Source organism: Hamadaea sp. NPDC051192 (assembly GCF_040682475.1).
GTDB classification, from domain to species: domain Bacteria; phylum Actinomycetota; class Actinomycetes; order Mycobacteriales; family Micromonosporaceae; genus Hamadaea; species Hamadaea flava.
This window is the reverse complement of the sequence record NZ_JBFBAZ010000149.1, coordinates 1-18,576: the sequence shown is the minus strand read 5'-3', so window position 1 is coordinate 18,576 and position 18,576 is coordinate 1. Positions and strand designations below refer to the sequence as shown.

15 protein-coding genes and 1 pseudogene are annotated in these 18,576 nt (G+C 69.3%); 9 read left to right on the top strand and 7 right to left on the bottom strand.

The window, feature by feature from the left end; translation table 11 throughout:
• Window positions 1-144: 144 nt before the first annotated feature.
• Complete coding sequence (locus AB0M47_RS36185) at window positions 145-645, bottom strand: FCD domain-containing protein (RefSeq protein WP_363422229.1); 501 nt, start codon at window positions 643-645, stop codon at window positions 145-147.
• Window positions 646-648: 3 nt separating this feature from the next.
• Window positions 649-912: pseudogene (locus AB0M47_RS36180) on the bottom strand (GntR family transcriptional regulator); the annotation flags it as partial.
• A 138-nt stretch (window positions 913-1,050) separates the two neighbouring features.
• Between AB0M47_RS36180 and AB0M47_RS36175 the strand changes: the two are divergent.
• From AB0M47_RS36175 to AB0M47_RS36150, 6 genes are all read left to right on the top strand, one after another.
• Complete coding sequence (locus tag AB0M47_RS36175) at window positions 1,051-2,679, top strand: ABC transporter substrate-binding protein (RefSeq protein ID WP_363422227.1); 1,629 nt, start codon at window positions 1,051-1,053, stop codon at window positions 2,677-2,679.
• Between the two features lie 117 nt (window positions 2,680-2,796).
• Entirely contained in the window at window positions 2,797-3,756 is a 960-nt protein-coding gene (locus AB0M47_RS36170; protein ID WP_363422225.1) for an ABC transporter permease, read from the top strand.
• Window positions 3,756-5,720, top strand: a complete 1,965-nt coding sequence (locus tag AB0M47_RS36165; RefSeq protein ID WP_363422223.1) for a dipeptide/oligopeptide/nickel ABC transporter permease/ATP-binding protein — start codon at window positions 3,756-3,758, stop codon at window positions 5,718-5,720. The genes AB0M47_RS36170 and AB0M47_RS36165 overlap by 1 nt, the downstream gene beginning before the upstream one ends.
• On the top strand, window positions 5,717-6,733 hold the full coding sequence (locus AB0M47_RS36160; RefSeq protein ID WP_363422221.1) for an ABC transporter ATP-binding protein: 1,017 nt from the start codon (window positions 5,717-5,719) through the stop codon (window positions 6,731-6,733). The genes AB0M47_RS36165 and AB0M47_RS36160 overlap by 4 nt, the downstream gene beginning before the upstream one ends.
• A complete protein-coding gene (locus AB0M47_RS36155; RefSeq protein ID WP_363422219.1) occupies window positions 6,730-7,662 on the top strand; it encodes a dihydrodipicolinate synthase family protein in 933 nt (310 codons plus the stop codon). Before AB0M47_RS36160 ends, AB0M47_RS36155 begins: the two co-directional genes overlap by 4 nt.
• A 213-nt stretch (window positions 7,663-7,875) precedes the next feature.
• Window positions 7,876-8,571 (top strand): hypothetical protein, encoded by a 696-nt coding sequence (locus AB0M47_RS36150; RefSeq protein ID WP_363422216.1) that lies wholly within the window; start codon window positions 7,876-7,878, stop codon window positions 8,569-8,571.
• Window positions 8,572-8,611: 40 nt separating this feature from the next.
• Here the strand turns inward: AB0M47_RS36150 and AB0M47_RS36145 are convergent, their stop codons facing one another.
• Entirely contained in the window at window positions 8,612-8,911 is a 300-nt protein-coding gene (locus tag AB0M47_RS36145) for a DUF6582 domain-containing protein (RefSeq protein ID WP_363422214.1), read from the bottom strand.
• Between the two features lie 23 nt (window positions 8,912-8,934).
• Between AB0M47_RS36145 and AB0M47_RS36140 the strand changes: the two genes are divergently transcribed.
• Complete coding sequence (locus AB0M47_RS36140) at window positions 8,935-10,164, top strand: FAD-binding protein (protein WP_363422212.1); 1,230 nt, start codon at window positions 8,935-8,937, stop codon at window positions 10,162-10,164.
• A 164-nt stretch (window positions 10,165-10,328) separates the two neighbouring features.
• Here the strand turns inward: AB0M47_RS36140 and AB0M47_RS36135 are convergent, their stop codons facing one another.
• The 4 genes from AB0M47_RS36135 to AB0M47_RS36120 form a co-directional block, all read right to left on the bottom strand.
• Entirely contained in the window at window positions 10,329-12,464 is a 2,136-nt protein-coding gene (locus tag AB0M47_RS36135; RefSeq protein ID WP_363422210.1) for a glycoside hydrolase family 3 protein, read from the bottom strand.
• A 100-nt stretch (window positions 12,465-12,564) separates the two neighbouring features.
• On the bottom strand, window positions 12,565-13,380 hold the full coding sequence (locus AB0M47_RS36130; RefSeq protein ID WP_363422208.1) for a YihY/virulence factor BrkB family protein: 816 nt from the start codon (window positions 13,378-13,380) through the stop codon (window positions 12,565-12,567).
• Between the two features lie 41 nt (window positions 13,381-13,421).
• On the bottom strand, window positions 13,422-14,702 hold the full coding sequence (locus AB0M47_RS36125) for a sigma-70 family RNA polymerase sigma factor (protein WP_363422206.1): 1,281 nt from the start codon (window positions 14,700-14,702) through the stop codon (window positions 13,422-13,424).
• Entirely contained in the window at window positions 14,699-15,061 is a 363-nt protein-coding gene (locus AB0M47_RS36120; RefSeq protein ID WP_363422204.1) for a YciI family protein, read from the bottom strand. Before AB0M47_RS36120 ends, AB0M47_RS36125 begins: the two co-directional genes overlap by 4 nt.
• A gap of 214 nt (window positions 15,062-15,275) precedes the next feature.
• Here AB0M47_RS36120 and AB0M47_RS36115 point away from each other — a divergent pair, with 214 nt between their 5' ends.
• Both AB0M47_RS36115 and AB0M47_RS36110 read left to right on the top strand, forming a co-directional pair.
• Complete coding sequence (locus tag AB0M47_RS36115; RefSeq protein ID WP_363422202.1) at window positions 15,276-16,277, top strand: N-acetylmuramoyl-L-alanine amidase; 1,002 nt, start codon at window positions 15,276-15,278, stop codon at window positions 16,275-16,277.
• Window positions 16,278-16,473: 196 nt separating this feature from the next.
• On the top strand, window positions 16,474-18,576 hold a 2,103-nt coding region (locus AB0M47_RS36110), incomplete at its 3' end, for an EAL domain-containing protein (RefSeq protein WP_363422200.1).

Sequence of the window (18,576 nt, the reverse complement as noted above, 5' to 3'; positions counted from 1 at the left end):
ATAGAATACCCCCGGTTACGGGTCAATGCCCTCCGATAACCCCCAAATAACCGGGCTGTTACTGGGATCCGGGTCGAATCTTTCTCCAAGATTCGACCCGGATCCCTGATCCAGCGCTCAGTCGTAGCAGCGGTCGTAGCAAAGTCAGGCTGCGATGCGGGCGAGCCGGGAGCGTACGCCCGCGAAATGCGCACGCATCGCGGCCGCCGCCGCGATGGGGTCGCCGGCCAGGACGGCCTCGTAGATGTCCCGGTGCTTGCGGGCCACGTCGGCCGGCGCCTCGTCGGGCGAGCCGAGGTCGTCGCGGAGCTGGTGGTAGACCTCCCAGAACGCGCCGAGCAGCTGGCCCACGAGCGGGTTGGCGAGCGGCCGGTAGAGGACGTCGTGGAACCGGCGGTCCGTATCAGGCGCGATCGCCTCGCCGGCCGCCGCCTCGGCCTCCATCTGCACGATGGCGTCCAGCGCGTCGGTCAGCTGCGACGCCTTTGTCCCCTGCTCGATGAGAAGCACGACCAGGCCGCTCTCCAGCACCTCGCGGATCTCGATGAGGTGACCGAGGTGGTTGCGTTCTTCGGGCATGGTCATCCGGCTGTGGAAGGCCAGCTCGTCCACCAGCCCGCTCAGCGACATCCGTCCGACGAACATCCCGAATCCGTGCCGAATGTCGACAATCCCGACTGCTTGCAGAACTTTCAGGGCTTCTCGGACGGAATTGCGTCCAATGCCCAGTTCTTGCATCAACTCGGACTCGGTCGGGAGCGGGTCCCCGGTGCTCAGGCCACGCTGAAGGATGATCCCCTTCACCGCCTCCTGCACCTCGACGGATCGGCTACGACGGCCCCTAGCAGCGGGAACGCGATTCGCGGGTACCTTGGTGGGCTGACCGTCCCCGTTCCGATCGGCCTGAAACATCGCGGACATCTCCAGGTCATCTCCTCTTGACCGGGGACGGGATCGACCCCTAACGTGCACTCTACAGGACATGGGATGTGGGACGTCCAATGTCCGAGGATCACAATAAGCCGAAACCCACCCCCAATAGGAGGCACCGTGAGCGCCCCGGTTTCTCGGCCAGCTCTCAACCTCAGCGGCAACCGCCGCGACTTCCTGCGTATCAGCGGGACGGTGAGCGCCGCCGCGGCCATCTCGGCCGCTCTCGGCGCATGCAGTGGACCCGCTTCGACGAGCACCGCCGGGGCCGGCGGCGACAAGGACCTCATCACCGCGGTCATCGGATACGGCAACAACCAGAGCTGGGACCCGTCGATGACGGCCTCGGCCTTCACGATGGCCGCGAACAACCACATCTACGAGGGTCTGGTCGACACCGACCCGATCACCCGTGACCCCTACCCGGCGCTGGCCACCGCGCTGCCCGCCGACGTGAACGCCACGAGCTGGAAGTTCACCCTGCGGGACGGCGCCAAGTGGCACGACGGCCAGCCGGTGACCGTCGACGACGTGCTGTTCACCTTCGAGCGCGCGCTCGACAAGTCCACGCTGATCTACTCCTTCTTCTCCGCCTGGCTGAAGGAGGTCAAGAAGGTCGACGACAAGACCGTCGAGCTGGTCTTCAAGTTCCCGTTCCCGGACGCGCTGCCCCGCCTCACCATCGCCAAGATCATGCCGAAGCACATCTTCGGCGCGGCCGGCGGCTGGGACGCGGCCAAGAACGGCAAGGCGATCGGCTCCGGCCCCTACAAGCAGACCGCGCACAACCCGAAGTCGAACAGCACCTTCGAGGCGTTCGCCGACTACAACGGGCCGCGCAAGGCGACCGTCAAGAAGATGAACTGGCTGTCCATCGTGGACGCTCCGGCCCGGGTCGCGAAGATCTCCGGCGGCAGCGCCGAGGCGCAGATCGCCGACAACATCCCGTACGCGAACATCGACCAGCTCCAGAAGGGCGGTCTGACGGTCGAGGGCGGCAAGGGCATGAACCACATGTTCTTGATGTTCAACACCGCGCAGAAGCCGTTCGACGACATCCGTGTACGCCAGGCGCTGTTCTACGCGATCGACACGAAGAAGATGATCGACGTCGCGTTGAAGGGCCACGGCGCGGCCTCGTCGAGCTTCCTGAACGAGCAGAACCCGTCGTACGCGAAGGCGAAGACGGTCTACGCCTACGACCCGGACAAGGCGAAGGCGCTGCTGAAGGCGGCCGGCGTCACGAACCTGACGGTGACCTTGATGGCGGTCAACGTCAGCTGGATCGCCGACTGCCTGCCGACGATCGCCAACTCCTGGGAGGCGATCGGCGTGAAGACCACGCTGGAGCCGCAGGACACGGCCGCGCTGTTCACCAAGATGGACCAGTCGCAGAGCTACCAGGTGGTGGCGGCCGCGTCGAACCCGAACCAGTTCGGTCTCGACGCCGACCTGATCCTTCGGTACAACTACACGTCCGGTGGGACGTGGATGAAGTACACCAAGTGGGACCAGAGCCCGGTCGCCAAGGACCTGTTCGCCAAGATGGACGCCGCGACGCAGGAGCCCAGCCCCACCAAGAAGCTCGACCTCGTGCACGCGTACCTCGACGTCATCGCCGAGCAGGCGGTGCTCTACCCGGTCGTGCACACCGAGCTGATGACGGCTTGGGACTCGAAGAAGCTGAGCGGCGTTCGCCCGCAGGCGTACCCGGGGATCAACCTGCTCCAGGCCACCCGCCAGGGCTGAGACGCGGACCTGGGGAGGTTCGCCGGTCACCGGTCGCGCGCTGAGTGCAGTTCTTGCGTCTCGCGCAAGCCCTTCACGGCACGCGGCCGGTGACCGCCACACGAAAGGAGGCCCGCGGTGGCGGTCATCGCCCGGATGTTGGTACGCCGCATCCTGATCCTCATCCCGCTGTTGCTCGGCGTCATCGCATTCGTGTTCATCGTCATGCGGTTCTCCAACAACAAGCCGGAGTACGCCTACTTCCAGGGCGCCAACCCGACGCAGGACCAGATCCACCAGTTCCAGGTGGAGAACGGCCTGCTCGACCCGATGCCGGTGCGGTATCTGCGGTTCGTCGGCGACCTGCTGCACGGTGACATGGGAACGAGCGTGCTGACCAAGGCGCCGGTCCTGGACTCGGTGATGACGGCGTTGCCGCTCACCCTGCAACTGACCTTCCTCGGCCTGGCCATCGCCGTCGTCCTCGCGACGGTCTTCGGCGTGGTCGCGGCGATCTTCCGCGACCGCTGGCCGGACCAGCTGATCCGGCTCGTCTCCCTCGTCGGGGTGGCCGCGCCCGGCTTCTGGCTCGCCCTGCTGATGATCCAGTGGCTGGCCGTCGACCGCGGCTGGTTCCCGACCAGCGGCTACATCAACCCGGCCGACTCGATCGGCGGCTGGCTGCAATCCCTGACGCTGCCCGCATTGTCGCTGTCGTTGCCGGTCGCCGCCCAGCTCACCCGGATCATCCGCACCTCGATGGTGGAAGAGCTGGACAAGGACTATGTGCGTACGGCGATCGGCAGCGGGCTGCCGCCGATCGTGGTCATCGGGCGCAACGTGCTGCGTAACGCGCTGATCAATCCGCTGACCGTGCTCGGTCTGCGCATCGGCTACCTGCTCGGCGGCGCGGTCGTCATCGAGACGATCTACTCGCTGCCCGGCATGGGCCAACTGATGATCAACGGCGTACGCGACGGCGACCCGGCGGTGGTGCAGGGCGTCGTGCTCACCATCGCGGTCGGCTTCGTGGTCGTGAACCTCGTCGTCGACGTCCTCTACCTGCTCGTGAACCCCCGACTGAGGAGCGCCGGCTGATGCGTAGTGGTCTGGCTAGACGCCTCTCCCGGCCGGGTATCCAGTTCCGCCGGCTCGGTCTCCCCTCCTGGATCTCCGTAGCGATCGTCGTCCTCATCGCGCTGGCCGCGATCCTGGCCCCGGTGCTCGCCCCGCACTCGCCGTACGTGCAAGAGGCGGACGGCGGCGGACCCACCGCGGACCATTGGATGGGTCTCGACAGCGCCAACCGGGACATCTTCACCCGGCTGCTCTACGGCGCCCGCTGGTCGCTCATCATCGGCCTCGGCGCGACGGCGATCGCTCTGGTCCTCGGCGCGCTGATCGGCGCCATCGCGGCGACCTCGCGACGGGCGCTCGACGAGGGCATCATGCGGACGCTCGACGTCGTCATGGCCTTCCCGGGCATCGCGCTCGCGGCGGTCCTGGTCGCCGTCTTCGGCGGCAGCATCCCCGTGCTCGTCATGGCGATCGCGTTCCTCTACATGCCGTCGGTCGCCCGGGTCGTCCGCGCCAACGTGCTCGCCCAATACGGCGAGGACTACGTCGCGGCCGAACGGGTCATCGGGGCGCGTACGCCGCACATCCTGCTCAAGCACGTGGCGATCAACTGCGCCGCCCCGATCCTCGTCTTCTGCACCGTCATGGTGGCCGACGCGATCGTGTTCGAGGCGTCGCTGTCATTCATCGGCGCCGGCGTACGCCCGCCGGACCCGTCGTGGGGTTCGGTCATCGCCGACGGCCGCAACATGGTGCTGCTCGGCGGCTGGTGGGCGACGGTGTTCCCGGGTCTGCTGATCCTGATCACCGTGCTGGCGCTCAACATCCTCGCCGAGGGCGTCTCCGACGCCTGGGCCGCGCCGGCCGCCCGTCCCTCGATCCCCACCCAAGGTCGGTCCGATGTGGACCGGCTGGAGGCGGCGACGCCGGGCAGCGGCCAGGTCGTCGAACTGCCCGGCCTGGCCGAGGCGGCCCAACGACTGGCCGCCCGCGCCCGGCCGCTGCCGACCGGCGAACCCGTCCTCGAGGTACGCGATCTCCGGATCGGCTTCGAGGGACGGCACAACGGGGTCGACATCGTCGACGGGATCTCCTTCGACGTACGCCCGGGTGAGGTGCTCGGCCTGGTCGGCGAGTCCGGCTGTGGCAAGTCTCTGACGGCGCTGACCGTCATGGGGCTGCAACCCCGGGGCGCCCGGATCAGCGGGACGGTGTCCTTCGGCGGGCGCGACCTGCTCACGATGCCGAAGTCGGCCCGCCGCAAGCTGATGGGCCACGACATCGCGATGATCTACCAGGACGCGCTCTCGTCGCTCAACCCGGCGATGACGATCAAGTCCCAACTCAAGCAGGTCGTCCGGCGCGGCGGCCGGCGTACGCCCGCCGAACTGCTGGAGCTGGTGGGGCTGGACCCCGCGCGTACCCTCTCGTCCTATCCGCACGAGTTGTCGGGCGGCCAGCGGCAGCGGGTGCTGATCGCGATGGCGCTGTCCCGCGACCCGAAGCTGATCATCGCGGACGAGCCCACCACGGCGCTGGACGTGACCGTGCAGGCTCAGGTGATCCAGTTGCTCCTGCGTCTACGCGCGGAGCTGGGCTTCGCCCTGATCCTGGTGTCGCACGACCTGGCGTTGGTCGCGGACGTGACCGACCGGGTGGTCGTGATGTACGGCGGGCAGATCGTGGAGACCGGGGTGACCGCGCGGCTGGTCGGCGCACCCGCTCACCACTACGCCCGGGGCCTGCTCGGATCGGTGCTCTCGCTGGAGGCCGGTGCGGAGCGGCTGACCCAGATCCGCGGTGTCGTCCCGTCGCCCGCCGACTTCCCGAGCGGCTGCCGGTTCGCCGACCGCTGCCCGATGGCGACCGAGATCTGCCGGGCCGAGCGACCCGCCCTCACCGGGGAAGCCAGCCACGAGGTCGCCTGTCACCATCCAGCGGACGCCTCGGTCGGCGCCGCGGCCCTGTCGGGGGAGGCGCTGTGAGCACACCGTTGGTAGCCCTCAAGGACGTGCACGTCGTGCACAAGGCCCGCTCGGGCGGCCTGTTCACCCGCGATCGCGTGTACGCGCTGACCGCGGCGGACCTGACCATCTCGGCCGGGGAGACGGTCGGCGTCGTCGGCGAGTCCGGCTGCGGCAAGTCCACGTTGGCCCGCGTACTCGTGGGTCTGCAGAAGCCGACGCAGGGCACCGTGGCCTTCGGCGGCGACGACCTGTGGAAGCTGCCGACCGGTCGCCGCCGCGTCGCCGTCGGGCGACAGACGGGGTTGGTCTTCCAGGACCCGTCGACCGCGTTGAACCGGCGGCTGCCCATCCGGCAGGTGCTCCGCGACCCGCTGGACGTCCACGGCGTCGGCACCGTACGCGAGCGCGAGAAGCGGGTCAGCGAACTGCTCGATCTCGTCGGCCTCCCGGCGAGCGTGGCGAACGTGCTGCCGAGCCAGGTCTCCGGCGGCCAGCGGCAGCGGGTGGCGATCGCCCGGGCGCTGGCGCTGGGACCGAAGCTGCTCATCGCCGACGAGCCGACCAGCGCGCTGGACGTCTCGGTCCGGGCCCAGATCCTCAACCTCCTGCTGGATCTGAAGAAGCAGCTCAACCTGGCCATGGTCTTCGTCTCGCACGACATCTCGACCGTACGCCGGATGAGCGACCGCGTCGTGACGATGTATCTCGGCCGCATCGTCGAGGAGGCGCCGGCTCTGGCGGTCCCCGGCGGCGCGCGGCACCCGTATACCCGGGCGCTCTTCTCGGCCACGCCCGGGCTGCTCTCCCCCATCGACCCGATCCCCCTGGTCGGGCCAGTTCCCTCGGCGACCCGGCCGCCCAGCGGGTGCCCGTTCCGGACCCGGTGCTGGAAGGCCACCGACGTCTGCGCGGCCGAGATGCCCTCTGTATCCACTTCGGACGAAGATGGGCACATCTTCCGCTGCCATCACCCGGTTCTCAACGGCGCGACCGACCTCGAATTGATCAGCCAAGCACAGGAGCGTTCATGACCACCGCCGCCACGGCACTCTCCGGCGTCATCCCCCCGGTCTGCACCCCTCTCACGCCCGATTACGAGGTCGACAAGGGGTCGTTGATCCGGCTCGTCGACCACTTGATGGACGGCGGCGTGGACGGGTTGTTCATCCTCGGCTCGTCGTCGGAGGTGGCCTTCCTGCCGGACGGGCACCGCAAGGTCGTCCTGGACACCGTGATCAACCACGTCGGCGGACAGGTTCCGATCCTCGCCGGGGTCATCGACATGACGGCGCTGCGGGTGCTCGACCACGTCCGCACGGCGGTCGAGGCGGGCGCGGACGCGCTGGTCGCCACCGCTCCGTTCTACACGCGTACGCACCCGGCCGAGATCGCCTGGCACTTCAAGGCGATCTCCGCGCAGGCCGGTGTCCCGGTGTACGCCTACGACCTGCCCGTCTCCGTGCACAGCAAGCTGACCGCCGACCTGCTGCTGGAGCTGGCCGCCGAGGGCGTGCTCGCCGGGCTCAAGGACTCCAGCGGCGACGAGGGCGGCTTCCGTCAGGTGCTGCTCGGCCGCCGGGACCGGGACCTGCCCGGGTTCGCCGTGTTCACCGGTTCGGAGCTGACCGTCGACTCGGCGCTCTGGATGGGCGCCGACGGCGTGGTGCCCGGCCTCGGCAACGTCGACCCGCACGGCTACGTACGCCTCTACCAGCACGCCCGCGCCGGGGACTGGGTGGCGGCGCGGACCGAGCAGGAGCGGTTGTTCCGCCTGTTCGGGCTGGTCGCCGTCGGCGGTCCGCACATGGGTCGCAGCTCGTCGGCGCTCGGGGCGTTCAAGGCCGCCCTGCACCTCCGTGGGGTCATCGACCACCCGACGACCGCTTTGCCCCAGATTCCGCTCGACGCGGACGAGGTGGCCCGGGTGGGCAAGTTCCTCGCCGACGCCGCCCTCCTCTGACCGTTTCCGCGCTTCCCGGCGCGCTGGATCAGGGATCCGGGTCGAATCTTGGGCCAAGATTCGACCGAGAACCCTGATCCAGCGCGAAAGCAGCGCGCAAGCAGCGAAAGCAGCGCGCAAGCAGCGGACGCAGCGCGCAAACACCGGGGGCGGTGAGAAAGGCCACCACCGTGGGAGCGTCACTCACAGCGATTGGCTCGCTACGGTGGGCTAATGGAGATCGAAGCCCTCCGGCAGGCGACGCTGACGATGAAGGACCCCCTCGCCGACGGTTACCGCTCGCTGACCGAGATCCGCAGCGCGTACCGCCGGTCGCTGACCGAACGAGACGCCATCGCCGCCCACCTCGTCCGCGAGGAAGGCTGGACGCTTAGCGAGGTCGCCCACGTGATCTGCGGCGTACGCCATCACACGGACTGGGCGGAGACCATCGTGACCTGGACCGAGCCGTCCGACGCGGTGCCGGACGCGGAGCGCCTGCTCTACCCGGCCCAGCAGGCGGTCGAAGAGCTCCGCGAACTGCACTCCCTGGCCGCCGCCAAGATCCAGAACTCTCAGGAGAAGCCGCGCGCCCACGAAGGCGATGCGCTGGAGCGGCTCATGGCGGAGGAGGGCCGGCTGCAGCAGGTACGCACCTTCCACGACACCGCCGAGGCGGCGCGGGACGTCGTCGGGGCGAACCTGGTCGCTCACCACGGCTGGCGGCCGCGTCAGGTCGCCGCGCTCGCGGGGGCCGAGGTCCCGGACATCACCGCCGCGTACGAGGTGGCCCGGCTGTCGCCGCCGTCCGAGGCGGACACCGAGTATCTGCTCGAACTGGCCGGGCTCACCGACCATCTGCGGGCGGCCACCGCAGAACAGGCCGCCCGCGTGGAACTGGCCAAGTCGCGAGTGAGCACCGCGGCCTGAACCCGCGGCACGGCTGGGCAAGCACACGGCTGGGCAAGCACTACTGCGGCTTGCCCAGCTGGTGCCAGTCGGTCTCGTCCATGTCTACGTGATAGTGCTGCGCGGCCTTCTTGATGTTGGCGAACGCCAGGTCCCGGTCGTCGTCGCTGACGTCCTCGACTTGATCGAACCGCGCCAGCGCGTTGCGTACGTGGTCGGCGTCGGTCAACGGCTCCTTCCGCTTGTCGGGGAAGGCGTAGACCGACTCGGGCAGGTCGGAGCGCTTGGTCAGGTCGCCGTGCTTGGTATGCGGTTTCCAGGTGGTCTTCATGTCGAGCGGCGTACCCCGGGAGGCCCGCATTATGCGTCGGTAGGCTCGGCGGCATGATCACCAACTGGGCCGGCAACGTCACCTACGCCGCGCGCGCCGTGCATCGGCCGAGCACACTCGACGAACTGCGGGCACTGGTCACGCGGGCGGATCGCGTACGGCCGCTGGGCACCGGCCACTCGTTCAACCGCCTCGCCGACACGTCCGGCGAGCTGATCAGCCCGGCCGCGCTGCCCGCGCTCATGGAGATCGACTCCGCCGGGCGCCGGATCCGCGTCTCGGGCGGCGTCCGCTACGGCGAACTCTCCCGACACCTTTGGACCAACGGGTACGCCTTAGGCAATCTGGCGTCGTTGCCCCACATCTCGGTCGCCGGCGCCGTCTCGACCGGTACGCACGGCTCCGGGGCCGGCAATCGCAGTCTGTCGGCCGAGGTGACCGCGGTCGAGATCGTCACCGCGGACGGGTCGATCGTCGAGGTGTCCGAAGGGGACGACCGCTTTCCCGGTTCGGTCGTGGCCCTCGGTGCGCTGGGCGTGGTCTCGGCGCTCACCTTGCGGATCTCCCCGGCGTACGAGGTGAGCCAGACGGTCTTCGAGAACCTGCCCGGTCCTGTCGCCCGGGCGCACTTCGCCGAGATCATGCGTTCGGCGTACAGCGTCAGCCTGTTCACCTCCTGGACCGGTGAGGACGTCGACCAGGTCTGGGTGAAGTCCGTCAACGGTGCGCCCACCGAGCTGTTCGGTGCGGTGCCGGCCGACGGGCCCCGGCATCCGATCCCGGGCGGCCCCGCCGAATGGTGTACGCCGCAGCTCGGCGTACCGGGTCCGTGGCACGAGCGGCTGCCGCACTTCCGGCTCGAATTCACCCCGAGCCACGGCGACGAACTCCAGTCGGAGTACTTCGTCCCAGCCGACCACGCCGTCGAGGCGCTGGACGCGGTCGCCGCGATCCGCGAGCACATCGCGCCGGTGCTGATGATCGCGGAGATCCGCGCCATCGCCGCCGACGAGCTGTGGCTGAGCCCCAGCTCCGGCCGGGACACCGTGGCTTTCCACTTCACCTGGAAACCGGACGCCGCCGCGCTTCAGCCGGTCCTGGCCCGGTTGGAGGACTGCCTCGCCCCGTACGCCGCCCGCCCCCACTGGGGCAAGGTGCACAGCACGCCGCCGGAGCGGTTGGCCGAGCTGTATCCGCGGCTCGGCGACTTCGCCGCGCTGACCCGGGATCTGGACCCGCGGGGCAAGTTCCGCAACGACCTCCTCGACTCCCTGCTCCCCTAGCCGCCCTTCCGTCAGCAGCGGATCAGGGTTCTGGGTCGAATCTTGTCCCAAGATTCGACCCAGAACCCTGATCCAGCGGGAAAGTCCAGCGGGAAGATCCAGCGGGAAGATCCAGCGGAAAGGTCCAGCGGGAAGGCCCAGCGGGAAGGCCCAGCGGGAGACCGCTAGCGGGGAACCCGCGCCAGCAGCCGCACCGCCGTCACCGTGTCACCCGACTGAGCCGCGTGCTCGGCGTCGGCGATGAGCTTCTGCCATCCCGGCCGGGCCCGCCCCGCGATCACCGCGTTCTGCGCGACCGCCCGCAACGCGTCCAGCGAGTCGCCCGGCGTCGCCGTACGCAGTCCCCAGCCGTACGGGAACAGCGGTTCGTACGTCGCGTCGCCGACGTTGATCGGCACCTGGTCGGCCGAGGCCGGCCAGCTCACCGGGAGCCGTCCGGTGAACGGCTTGCGGCCGAACAGGACGTCCGCGACGCCGCCGCCTTCGCTGCCCGGCAGCCATCCGGCGACCAGCGCGTCCATCTCGCCGAGCTGGTCCGTCACGAGCTGCGTACGCCCGGAGACGATCACGACGACGCAGGTGGCGATGGCGGCGCACACCTTGTCGATCGCGGCCTTGTCGGCGGGCTGCAACGACAGCGACTTCTCCTCCTGCTGCGGAACGGTGCACCAGCCGCATTCGGGGCCGCCGACGTCGCCGTAGCCCTCCGCGTACGGGGTCTCGCCGACGACCACGATGCCGACGTCGGCGCCGTCGATCGGGGCCGAGGCGTCCGCGCTGTAGGTCACGTCCGACGCCACCGAGCGGATGCCGTCGAGGATGGTGGTGCCCGGCGTGTTGGCCCCGGAGTTGCCCTGCCAGCTGATGGTCCAGCCGCCGGCCTGGTTGCCGATGTCGTCGGCGTTGCGCCCGGCGACGTAGACCTTGGCCGACTTCCGGATCGGCAGCGCCCTGCCGGAGTTCTTCAGCAGCACCTGCGACTCGGCGACCGCCTGACGGGCCAGCGCCCGGTGTGCGGCGCTGCCGACCCGCGCCACGTTGTCGAGGCTCGCGTACGGGTGCTCGAACAGGCCCAGCTCGAACTTCTTGCGCAGGATGCGGGAGACCGCGTCGTCGATCCGGGCCACGCTGACGTTCCCGGCGGTGACCTCGGCCAGCAGCAGCTGCTCGAACTGCGGGGCCGAGTTGGGCTCCATGAACATGTCGATGCCGGCGTTGACCCCCGTACGCACCTTGTACGCCGTGAGCCCGCCGTTGGCCGGGTCGGCCGGGTCGGGGATCTGGTGGATGCCCTCCCAGTCGGAGATCACGAACCCGTCGAAGCCGAGCTCGCCCTTGAGGTACCCGGTGAGCAGCTCCTGGTGGGCGTGCATCTTCAGCGGATTGCCGACGCCGTCCTCAGTCCAGTCCACACTGGAGAAGGACGGCATGACCGTGCCGACGTCGTACTTGCCGACGGCGACCACGTAGGGCGCGAGGTCGATCTTGGCGAAGTCGGACCGGCTGGTGACGGTGACACCCTGGTCGATGGTGTACCGCTGCTCCCACCACGGCTTGCCCTGGTTCGCGGCGGCCACGGCGGCGTCGTACTCGGTGTCGCCGTCACCGGCGAAGTGCTTGGCGGTGGACAGTACGCGATCGTCGCCGGCGAGCTGGGAGACGCTGTGCCCCTGCTGGCCGTCGATCATCGTGCCCATCCGCACGACCAGTGCCGGGTCCTCGCCGAAGGCCTCGTAGGACCGGCCCCAGCGCTCGTCCCGGCTGACGCAGATGCACGGGGAGAAGCTCCACGGGATGCCGGTCGCCCGGACCTCCTCGGCGTTGGCGTGCCCGATCTTCTCGACCAGCGCGGGATCGCGGGTCGCGCCGAGGCCGATGTTGTGCGGGAAGACGGTGGCGCCGTAGACGTTGCCATGGCCGTGCACGGCGTCGATGCCGTAGATCATCGGGATGCCGAGCCGGGTGCTCAGCGCCTGGGTCTGGAACTCGTTGACCATCGCGACCCAGGCCTCGGGCGTGTTGCTGGCCGGGGTCGAGCCACCGCCGGACAGGACCGAACCGAGCCGCCACTGCGCGACCAGCGTCGGATCGCTCGCGACGGCGGCCCGCTCGGCCTGCGTCATCTGGCCGATCTTCTCCTCCAGCGTCATGCGGGCCAGCAAGTCCTTGACGCGCTGGCTCACCGGCTGCCGGGAGTCGCGATAGGAGGGTGCGGCGGCCGCCGGGGTGGCGGGCGCCAGTCCGAGAATCAGGACGCCGGTGGCCGCCGTGGCCAGCCCGCGTCGAAGCCGAACGTTCATTGGGGGGAATCCTTCCGGTGGGACGGCAGGAACCGAACGATCGACTGAAGGCTATTGCCCACTTCGTAAGACAGTCAATATAAGCAATAAAGAAAGCAGGTCAGCGTAGTTCGGCGTCGACTTCGGCGCCGAAGAGAATGGCGAGATTGCTGAGCCAGAGCCAGATCAGGAAGATCACGACACCGCCGAGCGCGCCGTACGTCTGGCCGTAGGAGCCGAAGGTGGCGGCGTACAGCCCGAACAGGACGGACGCCAGGATCCAGAGCACCACCGCGATCAGCCCACCCGGGCTGACCCACCGGAACTCGCTGGTCCGGGCGGCCGGGGAGGCCCAGTAGAGGATGGCGAACATCAGCGCCACCAGGATCACCAGCACCGGCCACTTCACGATGTTCCAGGTGGTCACGGCGGCGGAGGTCAGCCCGAGCGCCTCGCCCACGCGGGCGGCGATCCGGCCACTGAGCACCACGATCAGGATGCTGACGATGAGCAGCAGTCCGATCACGACGGTGACGGCCACGCGGATCGGGAGCGTCTTCCAGATCGGCCGCCCCTCGCGTACGCCGTGGATGGCGTTGGACGCCTGCATGAACGCGCCGACGTACCCCGACGCCGACCAGATCGCGACCAGGATGCCCAGGACGGCGGCGAGCCCGGCCTTGCCCTGCGCCTGGCGTACCGTGTCGGCCGCGGTGGTGACGATGTCCCGCGCGCCCATCGGCACCAGCGGCAACGTCTCGCGGAAGACCTGTTGGAAGGCGTCGTCGCTGAGCAGCCCGATCCCGGCGACCAGCGCGAGCAGCCCCGGGAACAGCGACAGCACGCTGTAGTAGGTCAGCGCCGCCGCCCAGGACGTCAGGTTGTCGTCGGAGAATCGCCCCGCCGCTCGCTTCAGCGCCGCCCACACATTGGTCACGCTGCGTGATTACCCGGGCCGGAACACGGGAAACGCACGGGTCAGCGGGCTGCCAGGCGAGCCGCGCGCGACTCCAGATAGCGGCGCTCCGGCAGGCTCGTCGTGCGTTTCGCCGCCAACTGGTACGCCGAGAGCGCGCCGTCGTCGTCGCCGGCCATTTCGAGCAGGTGCGCCCGGACGGCGGCCAGCCGGTGGTGGCCGGTCAGCCGCTCGTCCTCGGCGAGGCGGTCGAGGAGGGCGAGCCCCGCTCCGGGACCGTGCACCATGGCCGCCGCGACCGCCTGGTTGAGCAGGACGACCGGATTCGGGGCGAGCACGTCGAGCAACTGATACAGCGACAAGATCTGCTTCCAGTCGGTGTCCTCGGCCCGGGGCGCCTCGTCGTGGACCGCCGCGATCGCCGCCTGCACCTGATACGGGCCGATCCGGGCGGCGGCGAGCGTACGCGTGACGAGGTCGACGCCCTCGGCGATGCGCTCGGCGTCCCACTTGCCCCGGTCCTGTTCGGCCAGCGGGATCAGATCCCCGTCCGGCCCCGTACGCGCACCGCGCCGAGCCTCGGTGAGCAGCATCAACGCCAGCAGCCCGGCGACTTCGCCGTCGTCGGGACGGATCTGGTGCACGGCCCGGGTGAGCCGGATCGCCTCCCCGGTCAGCTCGGCCCGCAGGAGGTCCGGGCCGGAGGTCGCGGCGTACCCCTCGTTGAACATCAGGTAGAGCACGTGCAGGACGACCCGCATGCGCTCGGGCACCTCGGCTGACTGCACTCCTGGCGGCTCGCCCGAGTGCTCCCCGGCGGGCGGAGCCTGGAAGGTGCTGCCGGCCGCCTTGATCTTCTGTTTGGCCCGGCTGATGCGCTGCGCCATGGTCGCCTCGGGCACCAGGAAGGCCCCGGCGATCTCGGCCGTGGTCAAGCCGCCGACCGCCCGGAGGGTGAGGGCCAGCTGGGACGGCGGGGAGAGCGCCGGATGGCAGCACAACAGCAGCAGCGTGAGGGTGTCGTCGCGGTGCTCGGTCACCTCGTCGGCGGCCGCCGCGACCAGCTCGTCCGGCGGCGACTGGGCGTACACGGCCTCCTCGCGGCGCCGCCTGGCCGACTCACTGCGAATCTGGTCCGTCATTCGGCGTGCCGCGACCGTCACCAGCCACGCCTTCGGATTCTCCGGTACGCCCTGCTCCGGCCATTGCAGCGCGGCCGCCAGCAACGCCTCCTGGACGGCGTCCTCGGCCTCGGCGAAGTCGCCGTAGCGGCGGGCGACCACGCCGAGGACCTGCGGCGTCAACCGGCGCAGCAGGTCCTCGGCGACGGCGGGAACCGTCACATCTCCAGCCCGCCGGGCTCCATGAGCGGCCGGACCTCGACGGCGTTGAATTTGGCGTCGGGGATCTTGGCGGCCAGCTCGACTGCCCGCTCCGTCGACTCGCAGTCGACCATGTAGTAGCCGGCCAGGAACTCCTTCGCCTCGACGTACGGCCCGTCGGTGACGGCCGGCACGCCGTCGCGTACGCGGACGGTCTTGGTCGCCGACGGATCGGCGAGCGCGGCGAACCCGACCATCTCCCCGGTCTCGTTCAGCTCCTTGATCAGGGCGTCGTGCCCGGCGAAGACGGCTTCCCGGTCGGCCTCCGACAGCGTCTCGAACACGGTCGGGTTCATGGTGATGATCAGCAGATACTTCACGGTCTCTCCTCGTTCGCGCGTACGCCGTCGTTCGGCGGTCTCACGAGGGGGTCGGAGCCGGGACCGCTTCCTCGACACCATACCGCCGGGTTTTTTGACTGTTAATCGCTCACGCCACACGAGAAGTTCTCGTTAAGCCTTGACAGGGAACTTCGACATGTCTGAGTATTTCTCATCACTAATGCAAGCTCCGGCCTTACCCCCAGGAGGACTTGTGGCCCAGCTGTCCCTTCTCCGCCGAGCGGCCACCGCCGTCGGCACTCTCGCCGTCGGGCTCGGCACCGTACTGGTGGCCCCCGGCGTCGCGCACGCGAGCACCGACTATCCAGCGGCGGCTTGGGTTCCGGCGAGCACGAGCAACTACACCGCGTCGAGCCGTGAGTCCAGTTATCCGATCAACTACATCGTCATCCACACCGCGCAGGGGTCCTACTCCGGCACGATCAACTGGTTCCAGAACGCGGCGGCCGGCGTCAGCGCGCACTACGTCGTGTCCAAGGGTGGCGCGGTGACCCAGACGGTCCGGGACAAGGACATCGCCTGGCACGCCGGCAACTGGACCTACAACACCCAGTCGATCGGCATCGAGCACGAGGGCTTCATCGACGACCCGAACTGGACCAGCGCCGCGATGTACCAGGCGTCGGCGAACCTGGTGCGCTACCTCTGCGACAAGTACGGCATCCCGAAGGACCGGGCGCACATCATCGGTCACAACGAGGTGCCGGGCGCGACGCACACGGACCCCGGGTCCTACTGGAACTGGTCCACGTTCATGTCCTACGTGAACGGGTCGACGCCGCCGTCCTGGCAGCAGGTCGTGGACAACACCACGTCGGGCCGGTTCACCGCCTCGGCGAACTGGGGCACCTCGACCTACTCCGCGCAGCGGTACGGCGCGGACTACCGGTTCGCCAACCCGGAGGCGATCTCCGACGCCGCCTGGTACAAGTTCAACATCCCGGCGACCGCCACGTACAAAGTGGAGACCTACTATCCAGCTCTATCCGGATACAACAACTCCACACCGTTCGTCATGGTGACCGCGTCGGGTAATCAAAGCGTCAACATAAGCCAGCAGGCCAACGGCGGAACCTGGGTCAACCTGGGGACGTACACGTTCAACGCGGGCGATTACAACGCGGTGGCCGTCAGCCGGTGGACCTCGGGCACCGGATACGTGATCGCCGACGCGGTTCGGCTCACGAGGGTCTGATCACGGCGATCAGTCAGTGATTCCTTTGTGACGAAGCCCTCCGGTGGGAGGAGGAGTACGGCGCCGGACCTTGGTGAAAGGTCCGGCGCCGTCGCGTTACAAGCGCCGATGTCCGAATCAATACCCCTATTCTCGACGGATGGTCTGAGCTACGCTTTCCGGACATGTTGGGCGGCACACCGGTTGAGGGGGTTCGGTGGTAGCGCTGACTATGCCCAGGAATCGGCGTCCGGCGCGGCCCCGGCTCTACGGCTGGTTCGTCGTGGTGGTCGTCGGGGCGGCGATGGCTCTGCTCACGACACACGTGGGTCAAGCGGTCTCGGCGTACGCGACGACGCCGGCCTGCTGGCTGATGACCGGGCTCTGCGTGCTCGCGGCCGCCTCGGCGTTCGTCGCGGGCGACCGGCTCTACACCGCGGTCGTGTGTCCCAGCCTCTGTTTCAGCTTCGCGATCCTGCTGTGCTGGGGACTCGGACCGGCGATCGTCGCGCAGTCGATCGCCGTCTTCGTGGTGGCGACCAAGCTCAAACACACGATGGGCCAGGCGGCCCTGGTCGCCGGGGAGTACGCCGTCGCATTAGGAGCGGCGTACCTGGTGATCGTGATCGGCGATCCCGACCCGTTCCACAAGACCGCGACGGCGGAACGCCTCGGGGACGCGGTGACCATCGCGGGATCGGCGCTGGCCTGGCTCTTGGCGTACAACTTGATGGTCTGGATCGCGGCCCGCCTGCGGCTGGGACCGGCCCGCGCCCGCCGGGTGACCGAGAACCTGCCTTATCAGACCCTGTTCAAGGCGTCGCTGTTGTTGCTGAGCCCGGTGCTGGCCGTGGCGGCGCACATCAACGAGGCGTTCGTCCTGCTGATCTTCGTCCCCCTGTACGCCGTCCAGCGCATGGCGCGGCTGTCGGCCGAGCGCGCCCGGGTGGCGCGGGTCGACCCGCTCACCGGCCTGGCCAACCGGCGGGCGTTGCAGCACCGCTTCACCGACATGGTGGCCACCCGCGAGGGCCCGCACATCGCGCTGCTGATGCTGGACCTCGACCGGTTCAAGCACGTCAACGACGCGCTGGGGCACGAGGTCGGGGACCGGCTGCTGGTGTCGGTCGCGCAGCGGCTCCAGCGTGAGGAGCCGGTCGACGGGGTGATCGGGCGGCTCGGCGGCGACGAGTTCGCGATACTGGCCACGAACCTGCACGACGTCACCCAGGCCGAGCTGATCGCGGGGCGGCTGCTGGCCGCGCTCGCCGAGCCGCTGCGGCTGGACGGGCTGCCGATCGACATCACGGGGTCGGTCGGGATCGCGGTCTACCCGCAGCACGGCGAGGACTTCGCGACCCTGATGCGGCACGCCGACCTCGCGATGTACGAGGCGAAGCGGCGCGGCGACACCGCCGCCGTCTACGACCCGGCGTCCGGGCACACCAGCCCGCAGCAGCTCGGTCTGCTCACCGACTTCCGGCAGGCCCTGGAGACCAAGCGCGAGCAGGTGACCCTGCACTACCAGCCGCAGGTGTCGTTGACGACCGGTGAGCCGATCGGCGTCGAGGCGCTGCTGCGCTGGCGGCACCCGGGGCGGGGGTCGGTGCCCACCGCCGAACTCCTGCAGGTCGCCGAGCACACCGCGGTCATGCAGTTGCTGACCACGCGGGTGATAGACGAGGTCGTGCAGCAGGTCGCCCAGTGGCGGGCCGACGGGCTGAACCTGCGGGCGTCGCTCAACGTCAGCGCCCGGGATCTGCACGGCGGCGAGATCGTCGACCAGCTCGCGCGCCGGCTCGCGCTGCATGGCGTACCACCGGAGCTGATCCAGGTGGAGATCACCGAGAGCGCCCTCATGTCGGACGCCTCGCGCGCGCACGCCACAGTGGAACGGCTGGCCGCGCTGGGCGTCGGGGTGGCCCTCGACGACTTCGGCACCGGCTACTCCTCGTTGCAGCACCTGCGGAAGCTGCCGCTGACCGAGATCAAGATCGACCAGTCGTTCGTCGGCGGCATGGCCCGCAACAGCGACGACGCGGCGATCGTGCGCTCCACTGTGGAACTCGCCCGGGCCCTCGGCCTGCGCGCGGTGGCCGAGGGCGTGGAGAACGAGTACACCCGGCAGATGCTGGCCGGCACCGGGTGCACGCTGGCCCAGGGGTTCCTGATGGCCCGGCCGATGCCCGGCGACATGATCCCCGCCTGGCTCGCCCACCACACCGCCCACCAACCCGCCCACCAAGCCGCACCCACACCCGGGGCCCCCCCCCCCCCCCCCCCCCCCCCCCCCGAGCGGAGTTGTGTGAGGGGGGGTTGC

What these genes read in the sequence shown, in the direction of transcription:
- AB0M47_RS36185 (WP_363422229.1), bottom strand. Translation starts at nt 645, where the DNA reads ATGTTCGTCGGACGGATGTCGCTGAGCGGGCTGGTGGACGAGCTGGCC.
- AB0M47_RS36165 (WP_363422223.1), top strand. Translation starts at nt 3,756, where the DNA reads ATGCGTAGTGGTCTGGCTAGACGCCTCTCCCGGCCGGGTATCCAGTTC.
- AB0M47_RS36155 (WP_363422219.1), top strand. Translation starts at nt 6,730, where the DNA reads ATGACCACCGCCGCCACGGCACTCTCCGGCGTCATCCCCCCGGTCTGC.
- AB0M47_RS36150 (WP_363422216.1), top strand. Translation starts at nt 7,876, where the DNA reads ATGGAGATCGAAGCCCTCCGGCAGGCGACGCTGACGATGAAGGACCCC.
- AB0M47_RS36145 (WP_363422214.1), bottom strand. Translation starts at nt 8,911, where the DNA reads ATGCGGGCCTCCCGGGGTACGCCGCTCGACATGAAGACCACCTGGAAA.
- AB0M47_RS36140 (WP_363422212.1), top strand. Translation starts at nt 8,935, where the DNA reads ATGATCACCAACTGGGCCGGCAACGTCACCTACGCCGCGCGCGCCGTG.
- AB0M47_RS36135 (WP_363422210.1), bottom strand. Translation starts at nt 12,464, where the DNA reads ATGAACGTTCGGCTTCGACGCGGGCTGGCCACGGCGGCCACCGGCGTC.